This is a genomic window from Bradyrhizobium sp. USDA3516 (genome assembly GCF_057651995.1).
Map to the genome: position 1 here is coordinate 183,734 of NZ_JBYGYN010000013.1, position 25,873 is coordinate 209,606.

At 58.9% G+C, this 25,873-nt stretch carries 21 protein-coding genes and 1 pseudogene; 1 reads left to right on the forward strand and 21 read right to left on the reverse strand.

Annotation, left to right across the window (positions count from 1 at the left end):
- Positions 1-257: 257 nt before the first annotated feature.
- From AC24YW_RS32835 to AC24YW_RS32935, 21 genes and pseudogenes are all read right to left on the reverse strand, one after another.
- Positions 258-461, reverse strand: a complete 204-nt coding sequence (locus tag AC24YW_RS32835) for a 4Fe-4S binding protein (RefSeq protein WP_487486578.1) — start codon at positions 459-461, stop codon at positions 258-260.
- A gap of 728 nt (positions 462-1,189) precedes the next feature.
- Entirely contained in the window at positions 1,190-2,302 is a 1,113-nt protein-coding gene (ald, locus tag AC24YW_RS32840; RefSeq protein ID WP_487486579.1) for an alanine dehydrogenase, read from the reverse strand.
- A 650-nt stretch (positions 2,303-2,952) separates the two neighbouring features.
- Positions 2,953-3,219 carry a DUF3551 domain-containing protein gene (locus tag AC24YW_RS32845; RefSeq protein ID WP_271596659.1) on the reverse strand — a complete coding sequence of 89 codons (267 nt, stop codon included), beginning with the start codon at positions 3,217-3,219 and terminating at the stop codon, positions 2,953-2,955.
- Positions 3,220-3,800: 581 nt separating this feature from the next.
- Positions 3,801-3,902: pseudogene (locus AC24YW_RS32850) on the reverse strand (transposase); the annotation flags it as partial.
- An 84-nt stretch (positions 3,903-3,986) separates the two neighbouring features.
- Positions 3,987-6,299 carry a DUF5695 domain-containing protein gene (locus AC24YW_RS32855; protein WP_487486580.1) on the reverse strand — a complete coding sequence of 771 codons (2,313 nt, stop codon included), beginning with the start codon at positions 6,297-6,299 and terminating at the stop codon, positions 3,987-3,989.
- 753 nt (positions 6,300-7,052) lie between these two features.
- Positions 7,053-7,328 (reverse strand): DNA -binding domain-containing protein, encoded by a 276-nt coding sequence (locus AC24YW_RS32860; RefSeq protein WP_487486643.1) that lies wholly within the window; start codon positions 7,326-7,328, stop codon positions 7,053-7,055.
- Positions 7,329-7,338: 10 nt separating this feature from the next.
- On the reverse strand, positions 7,339-8,385 hold the full coding sequence (gene hypE, locus AC24YW_RS32865; RefSeq protein WP_271596662.1) for a hydrogenase expression/formation protein HypE: 1,047 nt from the start codon (positions 8,383-8,385) through the stop codon (positions 7,339-7,341).
- Positions 8,382-9,524: a hydrogenase formation protein HypD gene (hypD, locus tag AC24YW_RS32870; protein ID WP_487486581.1), complete on the reverse strand. Its 1,143-nt coding sequence runs from the start codon at positions 9,522-9,524 to the stop codon at positions 8,382-8,384. Before hypD ends, hypE begins: the two co-directional genes overlap by 4 nt.
- The gene (locus AC24YW_RS32875) at positions 9,521-9,709 is read right to left on the reverse strand and encodes a HypC/HybG/HupF family hydrogenase formation chaperone (RefSeq protein ID WP_257187456.1); all 189 of its coding nucleotides are present in this window, start codon (positions 9,707-9,709) and stop codon (positions 9,521-9,523) included. Before AC24YW_RS32875 ends, hypD begins: the two co-directional genes overlap by 4 nt.
- Before the next feature lie 49 nt (positions 9,710-9,758).
- Positions 9,759-12,014, reverse strand: a complete 2,256-nt coding sequence (gene hypF / locus AC24YW_RS32880; protein WP_487486582.1) for a carbamoyltransferase HypF — start codon at positions 12,012-12,014, stop codon at positions 9,759-9,761.
- The gene (hypB, locus tag AC24YW_RS32885) at positions 12,011-12,958 is read right to left on the reverse strand and encodes a hydrogenase nickel incorporation protein HypB (RefSeq protein WP_246708935.1); all 948 of its coding nucleotides are present in this window, start codon (positions 12,956-12,958) and stop codon (positions 12,011-12,013) included. Before hypB ends, hypF begins: the two co-directional genes overlap by 4 nt.
- Complete coding sequence (hypA, locus tag AC24YW_RS32890; protein WP_271596666.1) at positions 12,958-13,299, reverse strand: hydrogenase maturation nickel metallochaperone HypA; 342 nt, start codon at positions 13,297-13,299, stop codon at positions 12,958-12,960. Before hypA ends, hypB begins: the two co-directional genes overlap by 1 nt.
- Entirely contained in the window at positions 13,292-14,383 is a 1,092-nt protein-coding gene (locus AC24YW_RS32895) for a hypothetical protein (protein WP_487486583.1), read from the reverse strand. Before AC24YW_RS32895 ends, hypA begins: the two co-directional genes overlap by 8 nt.
- 95 nt (positions 14,384-14,478) lie before the next feature.
- Positions 14,479-15,336 (reverse strand): hydrogenase expression/formation protein, encoded by an 858-nt coding sequence (locus AC24YW_RS32900; protein ID WP_487486584.1) that lies wholly within the window; start codon positions 15,334-15,336, stop codon positions 14,479-14,481.
- A 618-nt stretch (positions 15,337-15,954) separates the two neighbouring features.
- The gene (locus AC24YW_RS32905) at positions 15,955-16,245 is read right to left on the reverse strand and encodes a HypC/HybG/HupF family hydrogenase formation chaperone (RefSeq protein WP_172787758.1); all 291 of its coding nucleotides are present in this window, start codon (positions 16,243-16,245) and stop codon (positions 15,955-15,957) included.
- A 16-nt stretch (positions 16,246-16,261) separates the two neighbouring features.
- Complete coding sequence (locus AC24YW_RS32910; RefSeq protein WP_487486585.1) at positions 16,262-16,846, reverse strand: HyaD/HybD family hydrogenase maturation endopeptidase; 585 nt, start codon at positions 16,844-16,846, stop codon at positions 16,262-16,264.
- Positions 16,847-16,857: 11 nt separating this feature from the next.
- Positions 16,858-17,574: a Ni/Fe-hydrogenase, b-type cytochrome subunit gene (gene cybH, locus AC24YW_RS32915; RefSeq protein WP_487486586.1), complete on the reverse strand. Its 717-nt coding sequence runs from the start codon at positions 17,572-17,574 to the stop codon at positions 16,858-16,860.
- Positions 17,575-17,578: 4 nt separating this feature from the next.
- On the reverse strand, positions 17,579-19,369 hold the full coding sequence (locus tag AC24YW_RS32920) for a nickel-dependent hydrogenase large subunit (protein WP_172787761.1): 1,791 nt from the start codon (positions 19,367-19,369) through the stop codon (positions 17,579-17,581).
- A 12-nt stretch (positions 19,370-19,381) separates the two neighbouring features.
- On the reverse strand, positions 19,382-20,482 hold the full coding sequence (locus AC24YW_RS32925) for a hydrogenase small subunit (RefSeq protein ID WP_172787762.1): 1,101 nt from the start codon (positions 20,480-20,482) through the stop codon (positions 19,382-19,384).
- 788 nt (positions 20,483-21,270) lie between these two features.
- Positions 21,271-22,530 carry a serine hydrolase domain-containing protein gene (locus AC24YW_RS32930; protein WP_487486587.1) on the reverse strand — a complete coding sequence of 420 codons (1,260 nt, stop codon included), beginning with the start codon at positions 22,528-22,530 and terminating at the stop codon, positions 21,271-21,273.
- Between the two features lie 75 nt (positions 22,531-22,605).
- A complete protein-coding gene (locus tag AC24YW_RS32935; protein WP_487486588.1) occupies positions 22,606-23,295 on the reverse strand; it encodes a molybdate ABC transporter permease subunit in 690 nt (229 codons plus the stop codon).
- A 1,138-nt stretch (positions 23,296-24,433) separates the two neighbouring features.
- Here AC24YW_RS32935 and dctA point away from each other — a divergent pair.
- Positions 24,434-25,756, forward strand: a complete 1,323-nt coding sequence (dctA, locus tag AC24YW_RS32940; protein ID WP_487486589.1) for a C4-dicarboxylate transporter DctA — start codon at positions 24,434-24,436, stop codon at positions 25,754-25,756.
- Positions 25,757-25,873 lie beyond the last annotated feature (117 nt).

Consider the following 25,873-nt stretch of genomic DNA (forward strand, 5'->3'; position numbering starts at 1 on the left):
CTCTAACAATGTGGCGACGGCTGTATTTAGTCGTGAAGAACTTCTGCTAGAACAATTTAGAAGTACTAAAGCCCACTCCTGCCCCTTTGCCGGGGTCTCGGGGCGCGGCGCTCGTTACGTCGCAACACTCTACGAGCGGCTCGCGCAAGTCACCACGAACTCGAGGCTAGCAAGTGAGAAAAACAGGAGACGGATAGGAAAGGCGGCTGTGTCGATAGCGTCTTCATTATGTTTCGTGCGGGAGCTCCTCTCGTCGGCTAACCGACCTTTGCCGGCACGCACGTATTGGGCACCGGGCAAACGACGGCGCATTGTGGCGCGTCAAAATGCCCTTCACATTGGGTACACTGGGACGGATTGATCACATATATGTCGTTCTTCAGGCTGATCGCAGCATTGGGACACTCGAACTCACACGCACCGCAGACGGTGCACTGGGATGCGATTATCTTGTAAGCCATCACTGCGATTCCATAAAAAAGGTGCGGGACAGCTTCTTGCTATCAAGTCTTGTGCCAGACAGTTTGAGCTTGATTCGTCTGAAGTATTTTCGATAACGCAAATCGCCGCCTCGACACGCTGTCGCAAATCCTACAAGGGCGTGGCGGCTTGATCTCGATGCTTTGATTTGCGCATGGTCAATTCACATCAATTAGCGATCAGATGAACCAGCTTCGCCGGACTCAGCGGAACGATCTGAGATGCTCCCCAACGCCCGCCGTGCCAGGGCTAAGATCGATGCGCCGCGCGGCATCATAGAGTTCCCCGCCCGTCTAACCCAGAGCGCATCTTGTTAGTTCCACTCACCGGGACAGCCGCCGCTTACGCGACGGATCACGGGCAACAACCGGCGGGTCCTCACCAGTCCGCCTCGCCACAGCCAGAAGGCCGCGGCGGCCGCTCCAGATACAATCACACCCGTGATGCGCGTCCCTCTCGGGGCCCGCGGGACGCATTTTCAGTTGCCCCGTATTGCCGGCAAACCGGCATTCACATGCGCTTTATGGGGCAAAAGTACACTTTCTCCCCTCGCGCGCGCGGCTGAAGCCAGGTGTTCGTCTAGTGATCCTCCGTACGCTTCGCGGTCAGAGTAGATGCCGGCAGCGGTCAGCCGATTAATGTGGCCGAAAAAAAAGCCACCCAAAGGATGGCTTAGTCACGGAGGGAACAGCCATGAGGGCCTCTGGGATCACGCCGCAGCCTGTTCGATCGGTGAGAAGGGCAGCCCGAGGCTTTCGGCCACCGCTTTGTAAGTTAGCCGGCCCCGATGGACGTTGAGGCCTGCGCGCAAATGTGGATTGTCCAGTACGGCGGAAAACCCCTTGTTGGCCAGAGCCAAACCAAACGGCAGAGTTGCGTTATTCAGTGCTTGACTCGACGTCAGCGGAACGGCGCCGGGCATATTAGCCACGCAATAATGAATAATGCCATCTACTTCGTAAGTTGGATCAGCGTGAGTGGTTGGGTGTGATGTCTCAAAGCAGCCGCCCTGATCGATAGCGACGTCCACGAGTACCGCCCTCTTGCGCATCGAGCTCAGCATGCTCCGGCGGACCAGCTTCGGCGCGCTCGCACCTGGAACGAGCACGGCACCAATCACGACATCGGCCGCAAATACCTCTTCCTCTACGGACTCGATGGTTGAAAACCTGGTGCGAACGCGTCCTTCGAATAGCTCGTCCAGCTCGCGGAGCCGGATTAACGAACGATCGATGATGGTCACTTCTGCGCCGAGACCGACCGCCATGCGTGCCGCGTGCGTACCGACGACGCCACCTCCGATCACAACGATTCGGGCAGGCTGAACACCGGGCACCCCACCGATCAGCAGCCCTCGTCCGCCTGTACTCCGCTTTAGGGCGCTACCCGCCGCTTCGACCGCAAGCCTACCCGCGACCTCGCTCATCGGCGCCAGCAGTGGAAGACCACCATGCGCATCAGTTACCGTCTCATAGGCGATCGCGGTGCATCCAGATTCCAGGAGGCCGGTAGCCTGGTCCAGGTCGGGAGCCAGATGCAGATAAGTGAAGAGGATATGATTCTCACGCAGCTGAGACCATTCGGACGGCTGAGGCTCCTTGACCTTTACAATCATCTCGCTCAAGGCGAATACCTCAACGGCGGAAGTTAGTATCGTTGCGCCAGCATTGCGATAATCGTCGTCGGTTGCACCAATGCCAGCGCCCGCATTGGTCTCGATCATCACGCTGTGGCCTGCTGCCACGTATTCGCGGGCAGCTCCAGGAGTAAGGCCCACGCGATATTCGTGCGCCTTGATTTCCTTTGGGACTCCGACCTTCATTTGAAAACTCCCTGCCTGACGCGCCCTTCATATCGGAAGCGAGCAGCGATATCGCGACGCAGCCGATAAAATCCTGCAGGAATTCAGCGATAATTGACAGGCTTCGCAGGATTTCAAACCCACGGGTGCCGAGCGGACCGTGGGAGCTTGCTCCCTGAACTTAACGCGTCGACACGTTCCGAATTGCGGTTCCGGCTCGGTGCGGAAGGTTCTTGCAGACTTCGTCGAGAACCACGGGTAAGAGGCAGTGCTGGGGTCATCCAACATCTGGCGATCTCCCTCATTTTCCGCAGCTAGCGTAGATTTCGCGTTGGAAAGCCTCACTTCAAACACTACTCAAAGTAGATTAGTCAAGCGGTCACCATGGAAAAGGAAGCTGACAAGACGCAACAAGCAGATGTCTGTTTGACGCTTCGCGTTGCTTTTTTCTTGAATTGAATAAAGAGCGACGCCCGGCTGCAGTGACGCCGATGAACCACTGCAGCCTAATGCTTTTGCTTTGCGTCCGACGCATCTGAGGCGACGCATCGCGTGGCGCGCTCGATGCTCGAACGGGGGAGGTCCGGATCGGACGGCAGGGCCAGGTCCCTCAACCCGGCACAGCCGGTCCATTTATCTAAGCATGCCTCAGACTGCTCGACCTTCGCACGCTAGCGCGATTGCGCTCTCTGTCGCGCAAACGCGTAGACCGGATTGATACCACAATAGGCGTAGGTGCCGGATGCAGTGGCCATACACTGCTCATAGGTCGAGAACTGGCAATTGCCCGGATATCCCCAGGTACGTCCCTGCAGACAATATACGTCCTGCGGGGCCGAGGGGATGTACGAGCGACCCCGCGAAGCCGCGCTCGAAGCCGATCCAAAGCTGACGACCATGGGGATTGCAAGCACACCGATAAACAGAAGATTGCGCATGATCTCGCCTCCGCTAATTCTTGCCGAAGGATAGAGGATTCGGATTTTATGCTATGATTCTAGTCAATGGCAAATAGCCGGTCGCCATCGTGGGACGATCACCTTACTCTAGAAACTCAAGTGTGACAGCGCTCCGAGTTCAGAGCAGCAATCCGGCTGCTTCTAGAGAAGAACGCATTTTTCCGGCGTGATGGGCTGCATTTCGGGGCAAAGAAACGAGGGAAGTAGCGAATCGGCATATTACTCGCACTCACGCATGCGCGTTTGTAGCGATCAGACCGCCTGACTCACTGCGCTTCGAGCGCGAGAAATTGATTGGGCGATTGCTTCCGCGGATATCGTCGTGGCCAGCGGCCAAGCGCCCCGTTTACAGGGCGAACATATGACCGCACCGTCGTCCCTTGTTCAACCAGAGAAAGATCTTGCAGCCGGGCCGTTCCAAAGATGAATCAGAGCCCCTTTTGGACGCCGGTGGGGGTGCGATTCCAGTGCGGATTGACTCTAGAGGCTATTCTCAGGAGAGGGCGGCCACGGCATTCACTCTTTCCCATATGTCAACGGATATTGGATTTGTCGTCGATGCCCTCCGGTACGATCATGTGGATGTGCGGATGGTGGTTCATCGCCGTACCCGAGGAATGCAGCACCGCGGTGATGCGGATACGTGCGCCGAGATGCTCGGAATTTGCGGGGATGATCGTCATCGCCTCGGGAGCCTCTTGGAACGGGAGGCCATAAGTGCCGATCGCACCGGATAATCGGCATCACTAGCGGACCTGAACCCGCGGTAAGCGCGCCGCAGGCAAGCGGATGACGATCTGGCTGTCCGTGATGTTGACGACTTCCTTGCGCTTTCTTCCGTCATCGTACCGCAATTCGAACGTCACTCTCGATGCAGACGGGGTAAAGGGCTCAGGCGTAAGGCTGATCCACCCCTCCCCCAAATTCAGAATGATCGGTCGATCCGCTCGGAATCGGGCGTCGAGCAGCACCAAGTCCAATCGGAAGGACTGGAGCCGCACGTTGAGCCGTCGACGCACGCCATCATGTGGCCAAATACGCAGGGTGTGAGCGAGCGTCTTCATGATGCCACCGTGACAAACCTGCCCAAAGATGGGATCATCGGCAACGATCGTCGCGGCAGCGCGGACCGCCCCACAAAATCCCAGGTCGATCTCGCACGAGTAATACCACGCTCCACGGTGATGCGGCTGACCGAGCCATGTGGTCCCGCTCGGCGCCGGCTCGAAGCCGCCACCGGCCGCGCCGTCATTCTCTTCGCCCGGATACCAGTAGCCATGACCGGCCGACGCCGGGCCGCTGTTCAGCAAAGCCCACGCGCTGAGTTGTGACGCATAGCCGAGACGAAGCAGCGGATGCGGGTCGTCTGCATCATTCAGCGCATGATCAAGCAGCGCCCAGCCACCCATCTGCGCCATGTAAGTTAGCGTATAGGCGTCGCCCGCAGTGCGGCGATAATCGCTGCCCAGGTAGTAATAAGCAGGTTCCAGCCAGCCACGGCAGAACAGATTTGCAGCGATCTGACTCTCCGCGAAGGCACGCGCTGCCGCCTTCGAAACCCCCATGGCGACAGGGTCGTCAAGGGCCGAGCGCGCCAGTGCCTGCGTTGATTCGAAGGCTGTGGAATCGAACGGATATTCAGACTTGAACAGGTCCGCCTTCGGATCGACGACGGCGCGCACCTTACGTGCCCAGTGCGCCTCCAACGTCGCCGCCTCGCGCGTCAAGCCCGCCGTCGTGAGCGCCGAAACCAGTTCGGGGATCACACATTCGTTGCAGATGCCGGTGCGGTAGGCAGACCACATCACCACGCGCATCGGCACCGTGAACATGGCCAGCGCCGTACCGTAGGCGCGTATCAAATAATCTCGTGCGCTCTGGCGGGTGGGTATCGCGGGATGGTCACGCGCGATGCGGTGCATGGCCAAATACATTGCGAAGATGTGCGGATAGTCATAAGGCCGCCAGATATGCAGGCGGCCCTTTGGGCCGGGATCGCTGCTCTCCCTGTTCTGCTTCCAATCGGGTATGCCATAGAGGCTGTAGGCGTATGCCTCCTGTGTAGTACGTTGCAGCCCGCCCCAGACGAACGTATCTATATACCGATCTAGCGCCGCCACTTCCGCCACATCAGGATGCTCGGCATTCTTGGTCGCGAGATAGGCGGGCTTGCTCAGCCCGGGATCGTCGCACGTCACCTCGTAGATGCGCCAGCCCTTGATCCGGTCGTAATTGTCCGGGCCAAGCAGGACCTGCGTCTCCATATTCCACTCGCCAAACAAACCGTCGTACCATTTGGACGGGTCACGATGCTGCCGCTTCACGATGAAGGTTGCGCGCTTCTTCATCATCGTCTCGACGGGCTCGGTAGCGAAGAATTCAAGAAAGGTCTGGCGCGCACCCGGCTGGTGCAGGGTCAGCCGGTTCTCTCCCAATCGCGAAAAGCGAATCCGCCACAGTCGCCTGCCAGCCCGATCCGGCAACCGTTGCACCATCGTATCGTCGGTAAATTCCGCTTCGATTCGCTCCACCGGAATGGAGGACGCGAGCGCGATGTCGACATGCAGGTCGTTGGGAACCGTCATGCCCGGCGTTACTTCCACGTCCACCAGACCGGCGTCTGCGATAGCCCTGCGCGCCGCCTCGTAATCGGCAACCCACTGGAAGCGGAGACGGTAACGCCGTTGCTCGGTCGGCGACAGGAACAGGGAATGGGTCGGCTGGCGCCAGCGAGTCCCGCCCGCCCCTGCCTCGCCGGCGGCCGCCCCGGCTAAGATGTAGGCGCACCACTTACCACTGGCTTCGGCCGAATCCTTATGGACATTCCAATATTCCAGTGACGTGTCCGCTTCCGGTAAGAGCATGAGGAAGGGACCGATGCTGTTGCCGCGAATCCAGAAGATGTGCGATCCATGCCCCGAGATGAAGCTGTGCTTCAAAACAGCCACCGATACCGGTTGTCCTGCCGGAAATTCGGTGTTCATCGGCATGGGTAAATATAGGTCGCCAACCTCCACGCTCGCCATGCCATCGTTCCGCAGCATGATCTCCCACGTCAATCCAGCCTCATCGACTGCGAGGCGGGTCGTGAGAAGGACGCCAGCATCGCGGGCTGCTAGTTCAAGGGCCGCGCTATGCATCGGCCTCGTTGCATCAGCGCCGGTTCGAAGCGTATGCCACTCGGATCCGGCACGCCGAACTCTAGCGTGAGCCGCCCCCAGCACGGCTCCAGGCAGGACATAATCCGTGTCATACGCATCGTTACGATAACGCAACGAGGTAATGCCGTCTTGTGTGCACCCCACGACGAAGGGAGAGTCGGCGGCCTTCAACACCATGACAACCTTGCGCTGCGGCCGATTGGGGTAGGCACCGTAACGCCCCCGAACAACGCGCTACCCAAGACGCTACTGCCCAACAGCATCGTACGACGCGTATACGTCCAGGCTTCAGACATGCCTTTGGTCTTCGCCATCAACCGTATCCCGTATCGCTATTAGGAGCTGGAGCCGATATCCAACAGGCGAACTTCTCGCCGGACCTCCGTGCAGTCGTGGATCATCCCTGTGGCGGCAAGTTGGCAGCCACAGGCTCGCCCTCGAGAGTTACGCTCGTTCTGCGGGCGACGACCTTCCGCTCCGCCTCTTCTGCTGCTGAGACTGGCTGTATGGGAGTCCGCGACAGTTAGGACGGATTCGGTTGCTGCTCGTGGAAGTTCTGGCCGTGCACGATCAGCGTTGTGCCGGATCGAGCGCCTTCTCGAGGAACAGGGTCGCAACCATGGGAAGCCAAGCGCTACCCGCGGGCGCGGGTTAACTTATCGGGACGATGGCTTTGGGGATTGGGGCGTCCACACGCCGCGTAGAAGTTTCAGATAGCCTCGCTTGCAGGGCGGTGAAATCATGAATGACCCGGTTAGCTTTGCGGCGGGCATGCGAATCCTTCCACTCGACCGAAGGAGGGTGGGTGTGGTCGGAAGCGAGCACCTTCGCTGCCACGTCTTGCGGGCCACCGCCGAGGCCGTGGAGGTCGAAGGCGTGAAGGAATTTTATCAGTGGAGGTTTCTGAAACGACGTCAGCCGCAGAATACGCCCCTCTTCAACAGATCCGAGGCAATTGTTCGCCCCACAGCCAGTCGACGACGCGTCGGCCGCCGAAACCGGTGGTCATCTGCACAAATTTGTGATCGTCAGCCACCGCCTCGCCAATGTCAGCTGCATCGGACGCGAGCGGGTGCGCCTTCATGGCAGCAAGCACGGCATCGGCCGATTCAGGCGCGACGATCGCAACGAGCTTGCCCTCATTGGCGACATGGATCGGCTCTAGTCCAAGAAGTTCGCAGGCAGCCGCAACCGCAGGCTTCACCGGAATGGTTGATTCCTGCAAATGGAACCCAACGTCGGATTGATGCGCAATCTCGTTGAGAGCCGCAGCGAGCCCGCCGCGCGTGGGGTCGCGCATCACGCGGATGCCGCCAGGGCCGGCGGCAAGCATGACCGCTACGAGATCATGCAAGGCGGCTGAGTCCGAGACGATTTCGGTTTGAAAAGCGACGTTCTGACGTTTTGACATAATCGCCACCCCATGGTCGCCGAGGCTTCCGGACACCAGCACACGATCGCCGACCCTTACCTTGTCGGCGGACAGATCCAGCCCATCGGCCACAAACCCGATCCCGGCCACAGAGATGAACAGACCGTCTGCTTTGCCGCGCTCGACGACTTTGGTGTCTCCAGCAATGATGTGAACGCCGCCCCCGCGAGCTGCCGCGCCCATCGAATCCGCGATCGTCTTCAGATCCGAAAAATGGAAACCCTCCTCGATGATAAAGCTGGCTGACAGATAGAGCGGACGCGCACCGGACATCGCGACATCATTAATCGTGCCGTGCACAGCCATTGACCCGATATTGCCGCCGGGAAAGAAAAGAGGGGTAACCACATAGCCGTCCGTCGTCATCACCATCCTTCCTGCCGAAACATCAAACGCCGCCTGGTCATTGCAGCGAGCGAGCCATTCATTACCGAAGGCTTGGTGAAAAAGGTCGGAGATCAGCTGTGCCATGGCACGCCCCCCGGATCCGTGGGACAGTTCAACGCGCCCGCTCTTTACGTCGAGCTTACGTGGATAGGCTTTCATGCTCATGACCTTTGCCTCACCTGTTCACCGCGAACTCGGCCATAGGTCCAATACGCCGCACAAGCGCCTTCTGATGATACCATGCAGGCCCCTATGGGCGTTTCCGGCGTGCAGATCTTTCCAATCAACTTGCAATCGGCCGGCCGTTTGGCGCCACGCAGGATCGCGCAGCACTCGCACGCCGGATTGTCTGCGACAGGCATGTCATGGATCGCGAAACGCGTCTCGGCGTCGAATTTTGCGTAAGACCGCTTCAGCTTCAGTCCGCTGTTGGGTACGAGCCCGAGCCCACGCCATTCAAACTGATCACGCAGTTCGAATACTTGCGACACCTCGCCCTTGGCGCGCAGATTGCCTTCGCGTGTCACTGCACGGCGGTATTGGTTTTCTACCTCGTAGCGGTGTTGATTCACCTGCCGCACCAGCATCAATATAGCTTGCAACACGTCGAGTGGTTCAAATCCCGCGACTACGATCGGCTTCTCGAACTGTTCTGCCAGCGGCTCGTAAGGCTGCGTACCGATAATAGTGCTGACATGCGCAGGCCCGATGAAGCCGTCAATTGGGACGCCACCGGTGTTGCGGATCTTCGGGTTCTCGAGAATGCTGTGCATCGCAGAGGGTGTAAGCACGTGATTGCAGAACACGCTCAGGCCATCCAACCGCTTGCTCTCGGCAATCCGGATCATGACCGCCGTTGGGGGCGTCGTGGTCTCAAAACCGATGGCAAAGAAGACCACCTCGCGGCCCGGTATCTGTTCGGCGAGCCGGATAGCGTCCAGCGTCGAGTAAACCATCCGAATGTCAGCGCCCAGCGCTTTGGCTCGCAACAGAGACTGTCCTTGCGACCCGGGAGCACGCATTAAGTCGCCGTAGACGCAGAGAGTGACCTCTGGTCGCTCGACGAGCCGGATCGCCATGTCGATTCGGCTCGCGGGCAGAACGCAGACGGGACAACCGGGCCCGTGGATCATCCGGACGTTCGCGGGCAGCAGATCCTCGAGGCCGTAGCGGGAGATCGCATGAGTGTGTCCGCCACAAAATTCCATGAACCGATAGGTTCTTTGCGAACTGACCTCAGCGTCAATCGCACGCGCAAGTCCCTGCGCGATGGTCTTGTCGCGAAATTCATCAGAATATTTCATGATCGGCATTCCTGCTCGGCGGTGCTTAGCTCCTGCAGGAGCTCCAGCGTGCGCTTGGCTTCCGCCTGATCGATCTTAGCGAGCGCATAGCCGGCATGGACGAGGACGCAATCGCCGACATCGAGCTCGTCGACGAGAGCAATCGATATCTCCAAGCTGATGCCATCGATAGACACGAGAGCCATGTCGCTGGGTAGAATTTTCGCGATCTTCGCCGGAACCGAAAGACACATATCAGGCAGTTACTCCCGTGGCGGACGACTGTTGAGCAATCTGTAGAGCGGCAATCCAGGCCTGGCCAAGGCTCAAACCGCCATCACTGGGCGGCAGCCGCCGCGGCACCAATGGTGTAAGACCGGCTGCGCTGCAACCGCGCGGGATCTCGTCCGACAGCACCGCGTTCAGGAAGCAGCCGCCGCTCAGAACGACGGTATTGACGCCGGTTGTTCGCGCAGCGCGCGTGACCCAGTCGACACAGGCGGCGGCGAAAGTGCCATGAAACAGCCCCGCTCCACCTGCGGCGTCAATGTCATCAGCAATCAAGCGCGAAAACAGCGGACGAAGCGACAGCACGCCGCCGTCGATCGTCCAGCCGGGTTCGAGAATCGTTGCCCGCCGCACCAGCGCTTCGAGCTTCATCGCTGCTTCGCCCTCATAGCTCTGCACATGCGCAATCCCCAGCAGCGCCGCTGCCGCGTCGAATAACCGTCCCGCACTGGTCGTGGTGGTCCCGCCCGGCTGATCGAGCAAGTCCGACACACACCCCGCTTGCCGTTGCGCCGCAAAGCGCTGCCCGATTTCGTTACCCCTGCCGAGCCCATGTAATACTGCGCTCGCCATACGCCACGGCTCGCGGGCTGCACGATCTCCACCGGGCATCTGCAGGGGCGCTAAGTGCCCTATGCGTCCGAACCACGTCCCTTCGCACAACAATAGTTCGCCACCCCAGTTACCGCCGTCAGCGCCGAAGCCATGGCCATCGAGCACTAGGGCAAGCGCTGGCCCCGTATGGCCATGCTCGGTGATTACCGCGGCAGCGTGTGCGTGGTGATGCTGGACCGCGACCAGCGCGCGAGCATTTGCTTCCGCAAACCTGGTAGAAGCCATTTCGGGATGCAGATCATGGGCGAACGCGACAGGCTCCACGTCGAGGATCGATGTGAGATGTCGGATCGTCTTCTCGAACGCACGGATACCTTCGGCCGTATTTAGATCGCCAATATGCTGAGAGACGAACGCTTGGTTGTCCCGGGTGATTGTGATCGTCGACTTCAGTTCGCCGCCGACGGCGAGCACGGGCGGGACAGATCTCGCAAGCCGGATCGGCTCGGGAACATAGCCACGAGCACGACGAACGAATTGCGGCCGGCCAGCCACCACCGAAACCACGGAATCATCAGCACGCACCAAGATATCGCGATCATGGGTCACGATAAGATCGGCGATTCCGTCGAGCCGCCGCAGCGCCTGCGCGTTGTCAATCAACAGCGGTTCGCCGCAAAGATTGGCACTGGTGGCCACCATGACCGGGCTACAACCCGCACGCACACCTCGCGAACGAAGCGCATGGAAGATGAGGTGATGCAGCGGCACTACCGGCAGCATGATACCCACTAGCGATAAACCGGGAGCTATGGCGGGCGCCAGATTGTGGCGCGATGGCAGGAGGACAATGGGGCGTGCTACCGATTCTAGCAGCGCTAGCTCGGGCGCGTTCGCCTCCGCGATCTCGCTGACGCGCTCGATGGACTCGACCAAAACCGCGAACGGCTTCTGAAGGCGGTGCTTTCTCCTTCGCAAACGCTGCACGGCGTCCTGGTTACGCGCATCGCAAAGAAGCTGGTATCCGCCCAGCCCCTTTATCGCCACGATCTGCCCCCGCGCGATTGCCGCGACAATATCGCTGATCGCATGGCTGAGCCGAGGACCGCATGCTGGGCATGCGATCGCCTCCGCGTGAAACCTGCGGCTTGCCGGATCGGCATAGTCAGCCACGCACGCGGCGCACAAACTAAACGCCCTCATCACAGTGTTGCGACGATCGTACGGAAGCCGTTCGGCGATGGTGTAGCGTGGGCCGCAATGGCAGCAACTGATGAAAGGGTAAAGATAATGCCGATTTTCTGGATCAAATAGCTCTTTGAGGCAGTGCTGGCAGACCGCGGCATCAGCGACGATCTGCGTCGACGATTTCCCGGCTTCGCTCGTACCGATCGAAAAGCCCTTCTCCGAGAGCGCGGCAGTCTCGCGAACGCAGATGTCGACTATGCGTGCCAATGGAGGCGCCTCGAGCGGCAACGTGGCGACAAACTCCAACGCACGGTGGCCCTCAACCTCGATGATAACGCCCTCAGCGCCATTGATGACAAAGCCCGCCAATCCATACCGAATGGCAAGTCCATAGACGTAAGGACGAAAGCCGACCCCTTGCACTGCCCCACTCACGATGACGCGCAGCCGTGTTCCGTCGCGGGTGGCTGCGGCGCTCATCGCCCCGCGTCCTGGAAGGCGCGTCTCAGACGGCCCGCCTGTCTATCGATCCAGGCGTAGAGCGCGGCAAAACCTTCGCCAGTCCGAGCCGACACTACAATCACGTCGATCTTCGGGTTGACCCGTCTGGCGTATTCGATGGCCTTGCCCAAATCGAATTCGAGCGCCGACGCTAGATCAATCTTGTTAATCACCATGAGCGACGAAGCGGCAAACACATCGGGATACTTGAGCGGCTTGTCTTCACCTTCAGTAATCGAGAACACTACGATCTTGCAGGCTTCGCCAAGATCAAAGGCGGCGGGACAGATCAGATTACCCACGTTTTCAATGAAGAGAATACCGCCTGAGAGCAGCGGCAGGCGGCGATAAGCCTCGCCAATCATTGCAGCGTCGAGATGACAATTCTTGCCGGTATTGATTTGAACGGCTGGCACGCCGGCGGCCTGAATCCGTCTGGCATCGTTCGAGGTCTGCTGGTCCCCTTCGATGACCCCGACCCACCGGCTGCACTTGAGCTCGGACACCGCGCGGACGAGCAGCGTCGTTTTACCGGCACCGGGGCTGGACAAAAGATTAAATACAAGCAGGTCATCGGCTGCGAAGAGCGCGCGATTGTTCGCCGCAAGTCCATTATTCTTGTCCAGGATATCGCGCTCAATCTCAACGAGCCGTTTTCTGCTCCTGCCACAGCCCCTCAAATCAGGCGGATCGAGGCCGCTCGGAAGCGCCTGCGCGTTATCCGCCTGGTAATTGGCTGAGCGAGGACAGCGATTATAGCTATCATCAGCGTGATTTGACGGCGGCGGCCGTCGGTCGCCCGGCGGAAGCGCAGAATGGCAATCGCGATCGCCCTGAATGGATCGCTCATGGCTCTCCGCATCATTCTCCTCGGCGCGTTTTGTGGACGGCGTCCCGTCGTGGCAGCCGCAAACAGTACACATCAATCGATCTCCAGCTCCTTCACCCGTATCTGTTCGCCCGCGGTCACCTGCAAGTGATAGCTGCCGCAGCAAGGGCAGCACTCACCGCGCCGAGCAATTTCGACGCTCTTCGAACAGCTCATGCACCAAGCAACGCCTGGCAGTTCGACGATATTAAGAGCCGCGCCCTCGGCAACGGTCCGCGTTGCAGCGGCAGCAAAGCAAAACCTGATCGCTTCAGGCGCCGCATGACTCAGTGCTCCCATCTCCAGACAGATGCTCCGCACCCGCGAAGAGGATCGCTCGTGTACCTTCTCCTCGACGATCTGAATGATGCCAAGACAAATCGCCATTTCATGCATCGCGAACTTCGCTAAGGTTGAGGGTGAACGCGACGCACGGATCGAGGGATGCAATCACCGCATGGACTGCATCTCCGCGTCTTCGAGCCGTCAGCACCGCGCCTTGCAGGTTCCGTACAAGCGGCCCGCGCCGGTGGAAATTCCACTCCGTCGGCGCAAGAAATTCGAAGCGGGATATTCTACCCTGAGCGTCGAGTTCAACCGCGTGATAGAGACGGCCCCTGGCGCATTCGACCGCGGCCGCTGCACGGCGCGGCCCTAGTTTATATCTTTCGATAATCCCATGCTCCGCGGCGGCAATCTGCGCGCCGGCCTTAAGCCAGGCACATAGCCGGACGATTTCATTAAATCTGGCCATCAGCCGCTCGGCCGCACCGAAGGGTTCCAGCGGGACCCGATCCCGGCTTATCTGGCGCGCCCATGGACCCGTCTCGGGCACATCTCCGTCAACATCGGGACAATAGCAGAACGTCGAGTCATCCCCGAGCAATCGTTTCGTGATGCTGGGGTCGTCAGCAACAGACAGGAATGAGTGCCCCACCGGAATTGACTTCACGTCGACGTCATTAAGCGCCGCAACGCGAACCGCCAGCGGGCTACCAGACCTCAGCGCCTCCCCCTCATCTAGACCGAGCACGGCAAGCGCAGCGACAATCCGGCCGGTTGCTTCGCGTTGAGCGGAACTCCAGGCTGGCTGTGCGGAGCGGACAAACGCTGACAACTCCGACATCAGGGAGCGGATCGTCGCCGCACTGGCGACATCTAACGTAAGATGTCCGACAAAAAGGCTCCGGGCCAACTCCGCGATGCGCTCAGTAACGATAAGTGCAATACGCTGCCGCCTTGTTGCGCGGGTGATCACCTCGTCGCGCGCCGTCTCGATCGCGGACAAGAATGCAGTTTGCTGCGCAGCGACACACAACGCGAAAAGCCGCGGCAGCACGTTGAGCACTGTCGAGGGCTCCTTTCCGACGAACATCCGCGCCAGCGGCGGCCGGACTCGCGGCAGGATCTCGACCGAGGCGACTGCGTCGGCAGCTAGCAATACGCGGACATCGATTTTGTTGCGGGCAACGAGACTCATGGACAACACTCCGCCATCATCCCGCGCAAGCTATAGTCCACGCGCATGCGCCGTCTGCGGGGTCCCAGCCGATGCCGAATGCCCGAGAGAGCTCTTCATGTGAAGTACGCCCCGATAATTTCCTGCATGCGCTCGGCTGAGTCCTGTAAATCCTCATCGGCAGCCAACGTAACAACCGGCACGCCGCCGACCTCCAGTGTATCAAGGATGATGTCGTCGGTAGAATTAAAGAACTGCACGGACCAGACATTCCTAATCCTGGTCGCTTGTACTCGGCAGGTGCCGTAGCCGTGCAACATGAGTTGGACCGGTCCATTGCCCAAGCTTTGCTGTAGGAACGCCAAGTCGATAATGCTCATTGGCAGTGACGTCAGATTGATAACATGGGCGTGCATGCCCAATTGCCACACCCTCGCCCGCTCGCGTATTTCGGCCAGCACCGGTCGAGCGTTCATCGCGCCATTCGGCGGCGAGCCGATCACAAGATCGGCCGACGTCAGGTCAGTTGCAGCACGCCGGACAATCTGCGGTATCGACCCGACCTCAACATATTCATGCGCGGGCTCAGTGCCGATGCGCAAGCGCCAGATTCCCGCAAGCACAGACTCCCGGATTTGCGCCAAAGAGCCATCCGGGAGCGCAGCCACGCCGACCACCTCACCTTCTCCGAGCAGTTCGTCAATCAACTTGCGTTCACCATCGCCGAGATGTGCGAGTCCGTACAGTTGTGTCCGAGCACCGCTTCTCTGACCGCGAACGGCAGCAGCGGCGTTTGCTAACAGCAAGGTGGCGTTCGGATAGTGACTTCCACGCTCGTCCGCGTCGCGCCAGGCGGGGCCGGCGAGCGCACTCATGAGACCGGTATGGAATACATCGAGACTCGCAGAGCCAGTGGCAAGCTCGCTCGTCGCCCGCTCAGCGCCGCCGGATACAACGGGGGTCGCTCGTTTCATGACGCAATGCTCCGTTGTCTGCACCGAGCGGCAATGCACTTGCCGACGCAAGGGCTGGCGGCGTGTGCCCGAATGATCGGTACGGAGATGCGGTTGATCCCAAGCAAACGGTCCGATCTCTCGCTGAGCAGGCAGACTTCATCGTGCCTAGGGCATAGGGTCCGCATCGACGGTCTACGTCGGCCAAGCCCGCCGACCCGTGTGCCACTAACGCCGCGGGAAACCACTGCGTCTTGCATGCCTTGCCGAAACTTTTTGACAACTTCAGGAAGGAAGAATGCGAGCTGGATGATCCGGAGCTCTGACGCGGACAGCGGCATCACAGTCACCGTCACTTGAGCGTGCGCGGCTATGCGCGCATCGACGCCGCTGACGCCCTCCACGTCAGACGGGGGGCGTCGCGCCGAACCATGCTGCGCCGGCTGCAATTTCATCAAACGCCTTTCTGACGATGTTCGGTTCTGCTAGCAGGCCGTTAGCAAGGCGCATGCCAATCATCGTCTGGCCTCGGATCACGCTCGGGCCAACGGCAGGCGCCTGATATTTTCCAGGCAAACGTTACGTGCGACTGGAATTCGATTTGTGAGAACCCTCACTCGGCGCAAGTGGGCGGAACGGCTACCGTAAGTGCTCTGGCAATTGTGGCTCGTGACCGATCAAGTCCGCAAAGAATCGATTGCTGTCCTGGCCGTTGAGGCTGGCCTCAAGCCCGTCAAGTGCTTCCGAGATCAGCCTTGCTTCATCGTCGTCCAAAACCCGAACCGCGCTGTCGATATGGACGAGCACCTTGGCGCCGACCGTGACATCGGGGAGCAGCATGACCGAGACGCGCCGCTGTTCATTGCCATACTTGCACAGCGCCGTGATACCGTCGGTCTCGGCAATCGTCATTGGCAAGCCAAGGCACATTGTCAGTCGCAGGTCGCTAGACGGGCTGCGCCCTCATCTCATAACTCGCATGGTCAATATTGTTTGCCAACAGCCGTTCTGATGCAGGCAGCGGCGCGCTCCGCGGTTTCACCGGCGAGCCCCACTCCGCTAGAAGCTTACAAGCCAGTTCAATTGCAGGCGCAATCTGAAAGCGCACCGGCGCGGTCAGAGGACCGCCCCAATTCTCCACGTGCAACGGCTGACAGCCGATGAGAGCGAGCTCTCGCGGGCGGCGGCCAAGAAAATCGGCCGCGCTCAAGACCTCCTGAAAACCGGTCTGATGCAGGCTCACTTTCTTGGCACCAGTAAACTTCGGCACTTCGTCATCTCGTACAAGCTCCAACTGCCCGGGCGGCAATCCATAGTCGATGGCATCGAACACGACCAGGCAATCGGCCTGTTCAAGAAAACTGACGAGGTAGAGTCCCTGGGTACCGCCATCGAGAACGGTGACATTATTATCGACGGCGTAGCGGCGATGAAACTCTTCGACCACTCGCACGCCGAAGCCCTCATCGGCCCACAGGATATTGCCGATGCCGAGCACGAGGATCCGTTTTTTGTCTTTCGGATTGAGCATTCGCTTCCCGGTCAATCGCCAAACCCGCGCTCAGCCGATCTTTTGGAAAAGAAGCTGCGGCGCGAGATGATGTCTTCCCGGATCACCGCGTAGATGTGGACCAGCGCGAACATCACGATGACCCACAGGCCGAGATGATGCAGGGTGTGGACGTCCTGACTGTTCGGCCAGATTGAAAACACCCAGCCGAACACCTTGTACTGCCAGCTGTCAGTACCGGCACCTTGCCCATACAGTGCAAAGCCTGTGACGACCATGAAGCTGATCGTCTGTGTAAACATGAAGAACATTGCGAGCTGAGCAAGGCGGTCGTGCCCGAGGCGCCTCTCAGGCCCCCCTGTAAGAAACGCATACCAACGAATCTCCTGATACACCTCCCGCCAAAAGCACCGGCGCCAGAGCGGCACGCAAAAGATCTGCATGGCATGCGCATTTCCCATCAAGGCCCAGTAGATGCGCAGAAGAAAGCCAACGCTGGCCACATATCCCGCCGCGAAATGGGCAAAGCGGATATAGCCGAACAGGAAATCGTCGCTTGCCTCTTCCTTCATCGCTGGTGTGCCGATCCCAATAAGGTAGCCAGTTAAACTTAGTACCAGAATGGCCGCCGCGTTAGCCCAATGCCACAGTCGCACCGGCGCATAAACGTAGGCGACGCCAGTGCCAATGCTGCGATCAGTCGGTGCCGCACCGTCGGCGGCGAGGAGCTTCTGAGCCCTATCCAGCATGGACCTAACGCACTTTGACTGAAGCCATTTCTTGGCCCTCAGGACTCATCACGTGCGTCGAGCAAGCCAAGCACGGATCAAAGGAATGGATGGTGCGCAAGATTTCCAGGGGCCGCTGCGGATCGGCCATCGGGGTACCGATCAGCGAAGCTTCAAACGCGCCAATATTGCCTTTGGAATCCCGAGGAGATCCATTCCACGTCGTCGGAACGACACATTGATAATTATCGATCTTAGCGTCCTTGATCTTGATCCAGTGGCCGAGTGCACCGCGAGGCGCCTCAGTGAACCCGTAGCCCTTGGCCTCCTTACGCCAGCTTTCCGGGCCCCATTTGCTAACGTCGGCAGTTGCCGTATTGCCTGCCTTGAGCTGGACTACGAGCTTATCCTGAAAATAACGCATTTGGTGCGCCGCCCACTGGCATTCGAGCGCCCGCGCCGCTGTACGGCCAAGCGTCGAGAACAGCGCAGTCAGAGGGAGATTGAGCCCCTTGAGCAGTCTCTCGGCGGGCTCCTTGAACTCGGCTTTGCCTTGCGCATAACCGATGATGTATCGCGACAACGGCCCGACCTCGACGGCGTGGCCACGCCACCTCGGCGCTTTGATCCAGGAATACTTGCCGCCTTCGTCGAGTTCCTTGATATCTGTCTTGCTGCCTTTGAATTCTGGCCCAAGTTTAAAACTCGGCTCAGTGATGCCGTCCCAGGGATGGAGCCCACCGCTATCACTGGGGTATTTATACCATGAATGCGCGATGAATTCCTGGATCTGCTCGGGATCACCATGGTCGATCGGCAGTATCTCATTGAGATTGCCATTAAGAATGATCCCGCGCGGCAGCTTGAGACTTTTCTCAGAACAATCATTGGCGTTTTCGGGGATGTCGCCATAGGACATCACGCTTTTGCTCGACAGGCCACCGCCGTGGAGCCAGTCCTTATAGAACGAGCAGATTGCAGCAATGTCGGGCAGATAGACCTGCTCGACAAACTCGATTGAGCGGTCGATGATCGAAGATACGATATTCAGTCGCTCCATATTGATCGCGCCCACCGCACCGATTCCGTCGATGTTGATCGCGCAGGAGACGCCGCCGACCAGCCAGTTCGGATGCGGGTTCTTGCCACCATAGATAGCTTGGATCTTGACGATCTCCTTCTGGAAGTCCAGCGCCTCCATATAATGAGCTACCGCCATCAGGTTTGCTTCCGGTGGTAGCTTGTAGGCCGGATGCCCCCAATAGCCATTCTTGAACGGACCGAGTTGCCCTGACCCGATGAATTTGCTGAGCCGGATCTGCAAATCTTTAAAATAGCCGGGGGATGACAGCGGCCAGGGCGAGATAGACTGCGCGAGCGCCGAGGTTGACTTGGGATCGGCCTTGAGCGCGGAAACCACGTCGACCCAATCCAGCGCATGCAAGTGATAGAAATGTACGAGGTGATCATGCACGAGTAGGCACAACTGCATGATATTACGGATCGAATTGGCATTCTCCGGAATCGCAATTCCCAGTGCATTTTCAACCGCGCGCACGGAGGCGAGCGCATGGGTGCCGGTGCAGACCCCGCAAATCCGCTCGGTGAACGCCCAGGCGTCGCGCGGATCGCGCCCGCGCAGGATGACTTCGATGCCACGCCACATCGTCCCGCTTGAGACCGCATTGCGAATTACATTGTCGGAATCGAGATTGGCTTCGACGCGGAGGTGGCCTTCGATCCGCGTCAGCGGATCGATGACGATTCGCCTACCGGAACGATCGAGACTGAACCCATTCGGCGTCTGGACGGCCACCTTCGTGTCTCCTCAACTCGGGTCGCCTTTATCGGCCGCGCGATCCGGCTTGTGGGTCAACCGCTTCACGGCGGTGACCGCCGCATGAGCAGCGACCGTTAGCCCGACCACCCCGGCAGCGGCCATGCCGATCTTGTCGGCGTTCTCCTCGATTCCGAACTGCTTAATGGTTGTGAGTCGGTCGTAAAATGAACCTTTGTCCCAGAAGCTGTCCTCGGAACAACCGAGGCAGCCGTGACCGGATTGAACGGGAAATGAGACGCCGCCGTTCCACCGAACGGCCGAACAGGCATTGTAGGTGGTTGGCCCCTTGCAACCCATCTTGTACAAGCAATAGCCCTTGCGGGCGTACGTATCGTCCCACTCTTCGACGAATTGGCCAGCGTCGAAATGGGAACGCCGATAGCACTTGTCGTGAATGCGCTCGGAGTAAAACATACTTGGACGTCCTAGGCGATCGAGCTCCGGAAGTTTTCCGAACGTGACTATGAACGTCACGAGACCACTCATGATCTCTGCGATAGGAGGACACCCGGGCACCTTGATGATGGGCTTGTCGGTGATCACCTTATCGATCGCCGCCGCGCCAGTCGGATTGGGCTTGGCCGCTTGCACGCATCCCCAGGACGCACACGTGCCCCAAGCGATGATCGCCATGGCCCCTTCCGCCATCCACCTGAGCTTTTCAACGAACGGTTTGCCGCCATCAATGCAGAACATGCCCCCTTCCTTCAACGGCGGATTGCCTTCCACTGCGAGCACATACCGGCCTTTGTACTTGGCACGGGTTTCTTCCAGGATGGCCTCAGCCTGATGTCCAGCCGCCGCCATGAGCGTATCGTCGTAGTCGAGCGAAATCATCGACAGCAGCGCGTCTTTAATCAAGGGATGGGCCGAGCGGATAAAGCTTTCCGAGCAACAGGTACACTCGAGCCCGTGCAACCAGATGACGGGCACACGCGGTTTGGTTTCCAGGGCGTGGGCAATACTGCTTGGGGTGAGCGAACCAAGCCCCAAGCTCGCGGCCGTCACACTACAGAATTTATGGAAACTACGACGCGTGATACCCTGACGTCTGATCACGCTGTAGAACGTTTCCGTTGCATCATCCATGAAACCTTCCAAGTGAGTAGCCGTGGCCGTTACGAATTGCTGATGGTTCAGCAAGAACCAGGCCAGCGAAGCGAAAGACTTAGGACATCAATCGATCGCTGAGATTTTCGAAATTGTGAACCCAGCCACCCACCAGTAGCTTTGCCATGGATCTGTCATGCTAATGGTGTTCAGTTTCGAAGATGTGAGCACATCAACAAATCAGTACGATGGCTCACCTCTGCACGCAGACTATCCTACAATCGCTACGCTCATCAGTCCGATTGTCGAATAGAATTGGTGCAGTTGACGGGCACTGCACTGCCTTCCCCCAATCAGGCTTGCCGATTGCTGACCAACGAGGCGTTCAAGCTCTGATGCTCGCGACTGCACAGGCAGCCCGTCCAAAAGCGGCCGTCGAGCGAGGAAGAGAGGCGGCAATGGACCGAGCTGCGATGCGCCCCGCTGACGTTGCTTTACAGTCTGGATCGACTCGATCTGACTTTGGTAATAGCGGCAGGTCGCACGTGATCGCTACGGCGCTGTGGGCAAGAGACCGGACGTTTAAAGTTATCATCAAAGAGCCTTCATCACGCAAGCCCATCGTTGGCAAGGCGCGACGTCTGGGCGCATCGCGACACTCACCGGCTTGCAGGGGCTTCTTCGGAAGGCGATCGCGTCTTGACGCATCGGTACGATCCATCCGACACGGATAGATGGCAACGGCAAGACTCAGTCGAAATCCATGGGTACTAGCAACACTGCCTACCTACTACCCAAAACGGATCATCGAGCCTTTTGGCGGAGAGTCATCGGATTATGGCAGCATAGACGATATATTGGACTTGTTCGCGGTAGTACGTCCGGATTTCCCCGGGCGCTGCCGTTCCGACCACCACGACCAGACGCTCTTTTGGGTCGCAGAAGAATTGTGTGCCGTAGGCGCCGGTCCAGGTGAACTCTCCTGGATTGCCCGGAACCGCCGAGAGCCCTCCGGTTAGCCGTACAGCCACTCCAAGCCCGAAGCCGAAGCCGGCACGATGCGGCTCGACATTGGCGACTTTATTCTTGATCTCTGGCCCAAGGTGGTTGGAGATCATGTGGCCCACCGTCCTCGGACCAAGAATTCGCTGCCCGTCCAGCTCCCCGCCATTGAGCAGCATTTGTCCAAAGCGCACGTAGTCACCCACTGTCGCAAATGCGCAGGCTCCGCCGCAGTCAAACTTCGTCTGGCTTTCGAGGAGTCCGATGTCTTGCGGCTTTCCCGTCAGGGGGTCCTCCGAAAATGGGCGCGCGAGGCGGTCGCGTTGCCATTCCGACAAATGGAAAGTGGCATCTTGCATTTTGATGGGCTTCCATAGGTTCCGGGTGAGATAGTCGCCCAATCGGTGTTCGCTGACCTGTTCAATGACAGCTCCCAGCACATCGGTCGAGAAGCCGTATTCGAATTCAGTCCCCGGTTGGTGCGCTAGCGGCAGCTTGGTAATCGCTTCAATGAAAGCCTGCTTATCGCCTCTTAGGGGCGGATCGGCGAAACCGGGATAGAGACGCACCACTTGGTCTGAGCTGCCGGGCGCACCGTAGGTGAGTCCGGATGTGTGGCGATAAAGATCGTGGATGTAGATCGCAGAACTCTGTGTTCGGAATTCTAATGAGCCGTCATGCTGTGGCACTGCCACCTTCATGTTTGCGAATTCCGGGTAGTAATCAGTAAGCTTGGCTTGTAGAGGTAGGCGACCTTGCTCCATGAGGATGAGCCCCGCAACGGCCACCATCGGTTTGGTCATAGAAGCAAGCGCGAAGATCGCATCGAGTCGCATCGGCCTTCCTTTTGCGGGGTCGAGTTGGCCGTACGCTTTGTAGTGAATCAACTTTCCGTCTCTTGCGATTGCAACCACCGCGCCTGGCACGCGTTTACTTGCGATCTCACGAGCGAAGAAGTCGTCTAGCTTGGCAATGCGCTGCTGAGAAACGCCTACCTCATCGGCCGCTGCTTCGGGCAGAGGCGCGGAGTGCACCGAATTGAGAGCGAATCCAGCAGCTGCCGTGGCGATAGCAAGCTTTTTCATTGTACCCTCGGAAGGATGACTGGGCCCAGTTTGCTAGACTGCTGCCCGGCATTATCGGAATGTCAGGCCGCAGCGCTAAGACGATTGGGTGCCCCTCCTGGCACAGTGTCTGTCGATGAGCGCCAAAGTGAAGATTGTCGCCAAGGCGAACATCACCATACCACCGGCGACCACACCTGCCTCACGCCAGCGCGACGCCTGGACGAAGTCTACGACGTAGGCCGACAACACCTTGGTGCGTCCAGGAATATTGCCGCCGATCATCATCACGACGCCGAATGTGCCGATCGTATGAGAAAAGCCAACCACGGCGGCTTTAATGAATTCCAGTCGCGCCAGTGGCGCGGTGACGGCAATGAAGGCGTAGAACGGCGGAACGCGCCCGTTCGTTTCCAAGGGGAGATCGCCTATCGCAACAAAGGCGCTACGGATCGGCTGCACGACCAACGGCAGCGCCGAGAGGACCGATCCGACGACGATTCCGGCGAAGGTAAAGGCTAGCGTACGCTCGCCCCAGAAAGAGGCGAGAACGCCACCCGGTCCGTGGGGGCCGAGCAAAACGAGGACGCAAAAGCCGAGAGCCGTTGGCGGCAGCACCAGCGGCAGGACGATCATCGTGGCCACCGCCTCGCTCGCAAAGGTCTTTGAGCGCGCTAGCCACCAAGCGAGGGGCACACTAATCAAGAGAAGGATCACGGTCGTCACACTGGCGAGCTCAATCGTGAGCGCAAGGGATTGCGAAATCTCTGCCCAAACCACTTCCATCTGCGTCAGCCCGCCAGAGAGTGTGGGCCGACGTATCCTGACAGTGATAGCCTGCACGTGCGGCTCACACGGGGAGGTGGCGCGAATGGCCAATTGGTCGCGCGGCGGCTCGCGGCGGCCGCCAAATTCACGCGCTTCCTTTGTGCGAGCAAGAGCAGCATCGCAAGCCTCATCGACAACTCCTGTGGCAGGTCCGCTTCGGTCCATATGACCGGGCAACTTCTCATTTGTCGTCAGCAATTCCTGTGCCGGGTGCGAACAGTGGCAGCTCCATGCTCAATGCGAGAGACAGTCGAGTGGAAGGCGACGTCACTTTGGAGTGGACCTAACACTCTGTCAGGTTTTCGGCATCATTGTTCCCGAGCAAACAGCGACGGCCCCGCAACGAAGCGTTCGACTTTGCCGGCCGAAGAGGATCCTATGTGGTTGGTCGACGGCTCGCCGCGGCGGTAGTGTAGCGGGCGGAAGCAAGCTCGCCGTTTGGCCGCAACACGAACGGTTAGCCGAGAACTCGTTGTAACGCTGCCTCTGCGAGGTCGCAAAGGCCCGAGGAGCCGCCAGCGAAGGCCGCCTCGTGGTCGACATAGCCAATGCGGATCGTAAGCAAAGGCCTGGAGACAAACGCCCCCGTGCACAGCGAGCTTTGTCGCTAGCCACAACGCAGTTCATCCATCAAAGGCTTTTCAGAACAATCTATTCCCAAGCCGCGCTTCCATCCGACAAATGCGTTCGATCCAAACTATCGATTTTACCGATGCCGCGTGTTGTTGCATCGATCTCAGCAGTGTGTGCATATCGATCACGCTAACGCTCCCAGGCGAGACGTAACTCCGCCAAGGCGGCGCTACGCTGCAATTATTTTGTCCGATCTTGCGCATGCGGTCCGCGCTCGACTCAGCCGATGCGCCCGGGCAGACGACTTGTCCACGACTGATCAATCGGCCGCAGTTTAGGCATCTGGTGCATATCTTGCTTAAGGAGAATGGACAACGTAACTAAGCGCCTGCCTTTGGAAGGACGCGCCGGCTCCCGGAACCGTCTTCAATCGGACACGGCTAAAATGATGAGTCTCGTATGACGCTGCCGCCTCTGAAGGGCGCGGCGGCTCGCATTCGAGTATATTCGGGAAGGAAGCGTCATGACCACCATGGCAACTGCGGCGCCCGCACGCGCGTCGCAAGTTTGGTATAAGATCCTCTACGTTCAAGTGCTGATCGCGATCTTTATTGGCGCCGTGGTCGGCTGCCTCTGGCCATCTCTAGCCACCAACGACTGGATTAAGGCTCTCGGTGACGGGTTCATCAAGCTTATCAAGATGGTGATCGCGCCGATTATTTTCTGTACCGTCACATCTGGTATTGCGCATATCCAGGATGCGAAGAAAGTCGGGTGCGTCGGCGTCAAGGCGCTGTTCTATTTCGAGATCGTGTCCAGCTTTGCCTTGCTGTTGGGCCTTGTTATGGGCAATCTCGTCCAAATCGGCCATGGCCTTACGGTCAAGCCGGATGCTGCGGCGGTCGCCAATTACGTCAAGCAAGCGGAAGCTTCGAAGACCGTCGACTTTTTTCTCAACATCATTCCCGATAGCGTGGTCGGCGCCTTCGCTCGCGGGGATGTTCTGCAGGTTCTCCTGTTCGCGATCCTTTTCGGCTTTTCTCTGATGGCGCTGGGAAAGCGTGGGGAGCGGCTGCGCGGCATGATTGACGACGTCGCGCAAGCCGTGTTCGGCGTGATCGCTATTGTAATGAAAGCGGCCCCCGTCGGCGCCTTCGGCGCCATGGCTTTCACGGTCGGCAAGTTCGGGCCGGCAGCGCTCGGTAATTTGATCGGTCTGATCGCGCTGTTTTACGCAACAGCCGCGCTGTTTGTTGTGGTGGTACTCGGCCTGATCGCGCGCCTCGTCGGCTTTTCAATTTTCAAGTTCCTTGTCTATATCAAAGACGAGATTCTGATCGTGCTCGGTACGTCGTCCTCCGAAAGCGCGCTGCCGCAATTGATGGAGAAGCTCGAGCGGCTGGGCTGCTCCAAGACGGTCGTCGGACTGGTGGTGCCAACTGGCTATTCCTTCAACCTCGACGGCACTAACATCTATATGACACTTGCAACATTGTTCATTGCCCAGGCACTCGGGGTCGATCTCTCCTTTAACCAGCAGCTCACGATCTTGCTCGTGGCAATGCTAACGTCGAAGGGAGCAAGCGGCGTCACCGGCGCGGGCTTCATCACCCTCGCTGCGACATTGTCGGTGGTAAACCCAGCGCTGGTGCCGGGCATGGCAATCGTGTTTTCGATCGACAAATTCATGAGCGAGGTTCGCGCCCTGACCAACATCATCGGCAATGGTATCGCGGCCGTGTTCGTATCCTGGTGGGAAGACGAGCTAGAGCACGGGACGCTGCAGGCTCGACTCAACCAGCCCACAGCTTCGACCACTATCGACCCTACAAGCACAATGAAGTAGGTCCCGGATCTTAACCGCCACCATCCGAACACGAATTGACTCGAATCGGCCAAGCCGACTTAAGGCGAGCTGGCACTTTCTCATGCGCTCTCCAGTGCACAGCTCTTGCGCCCGCGT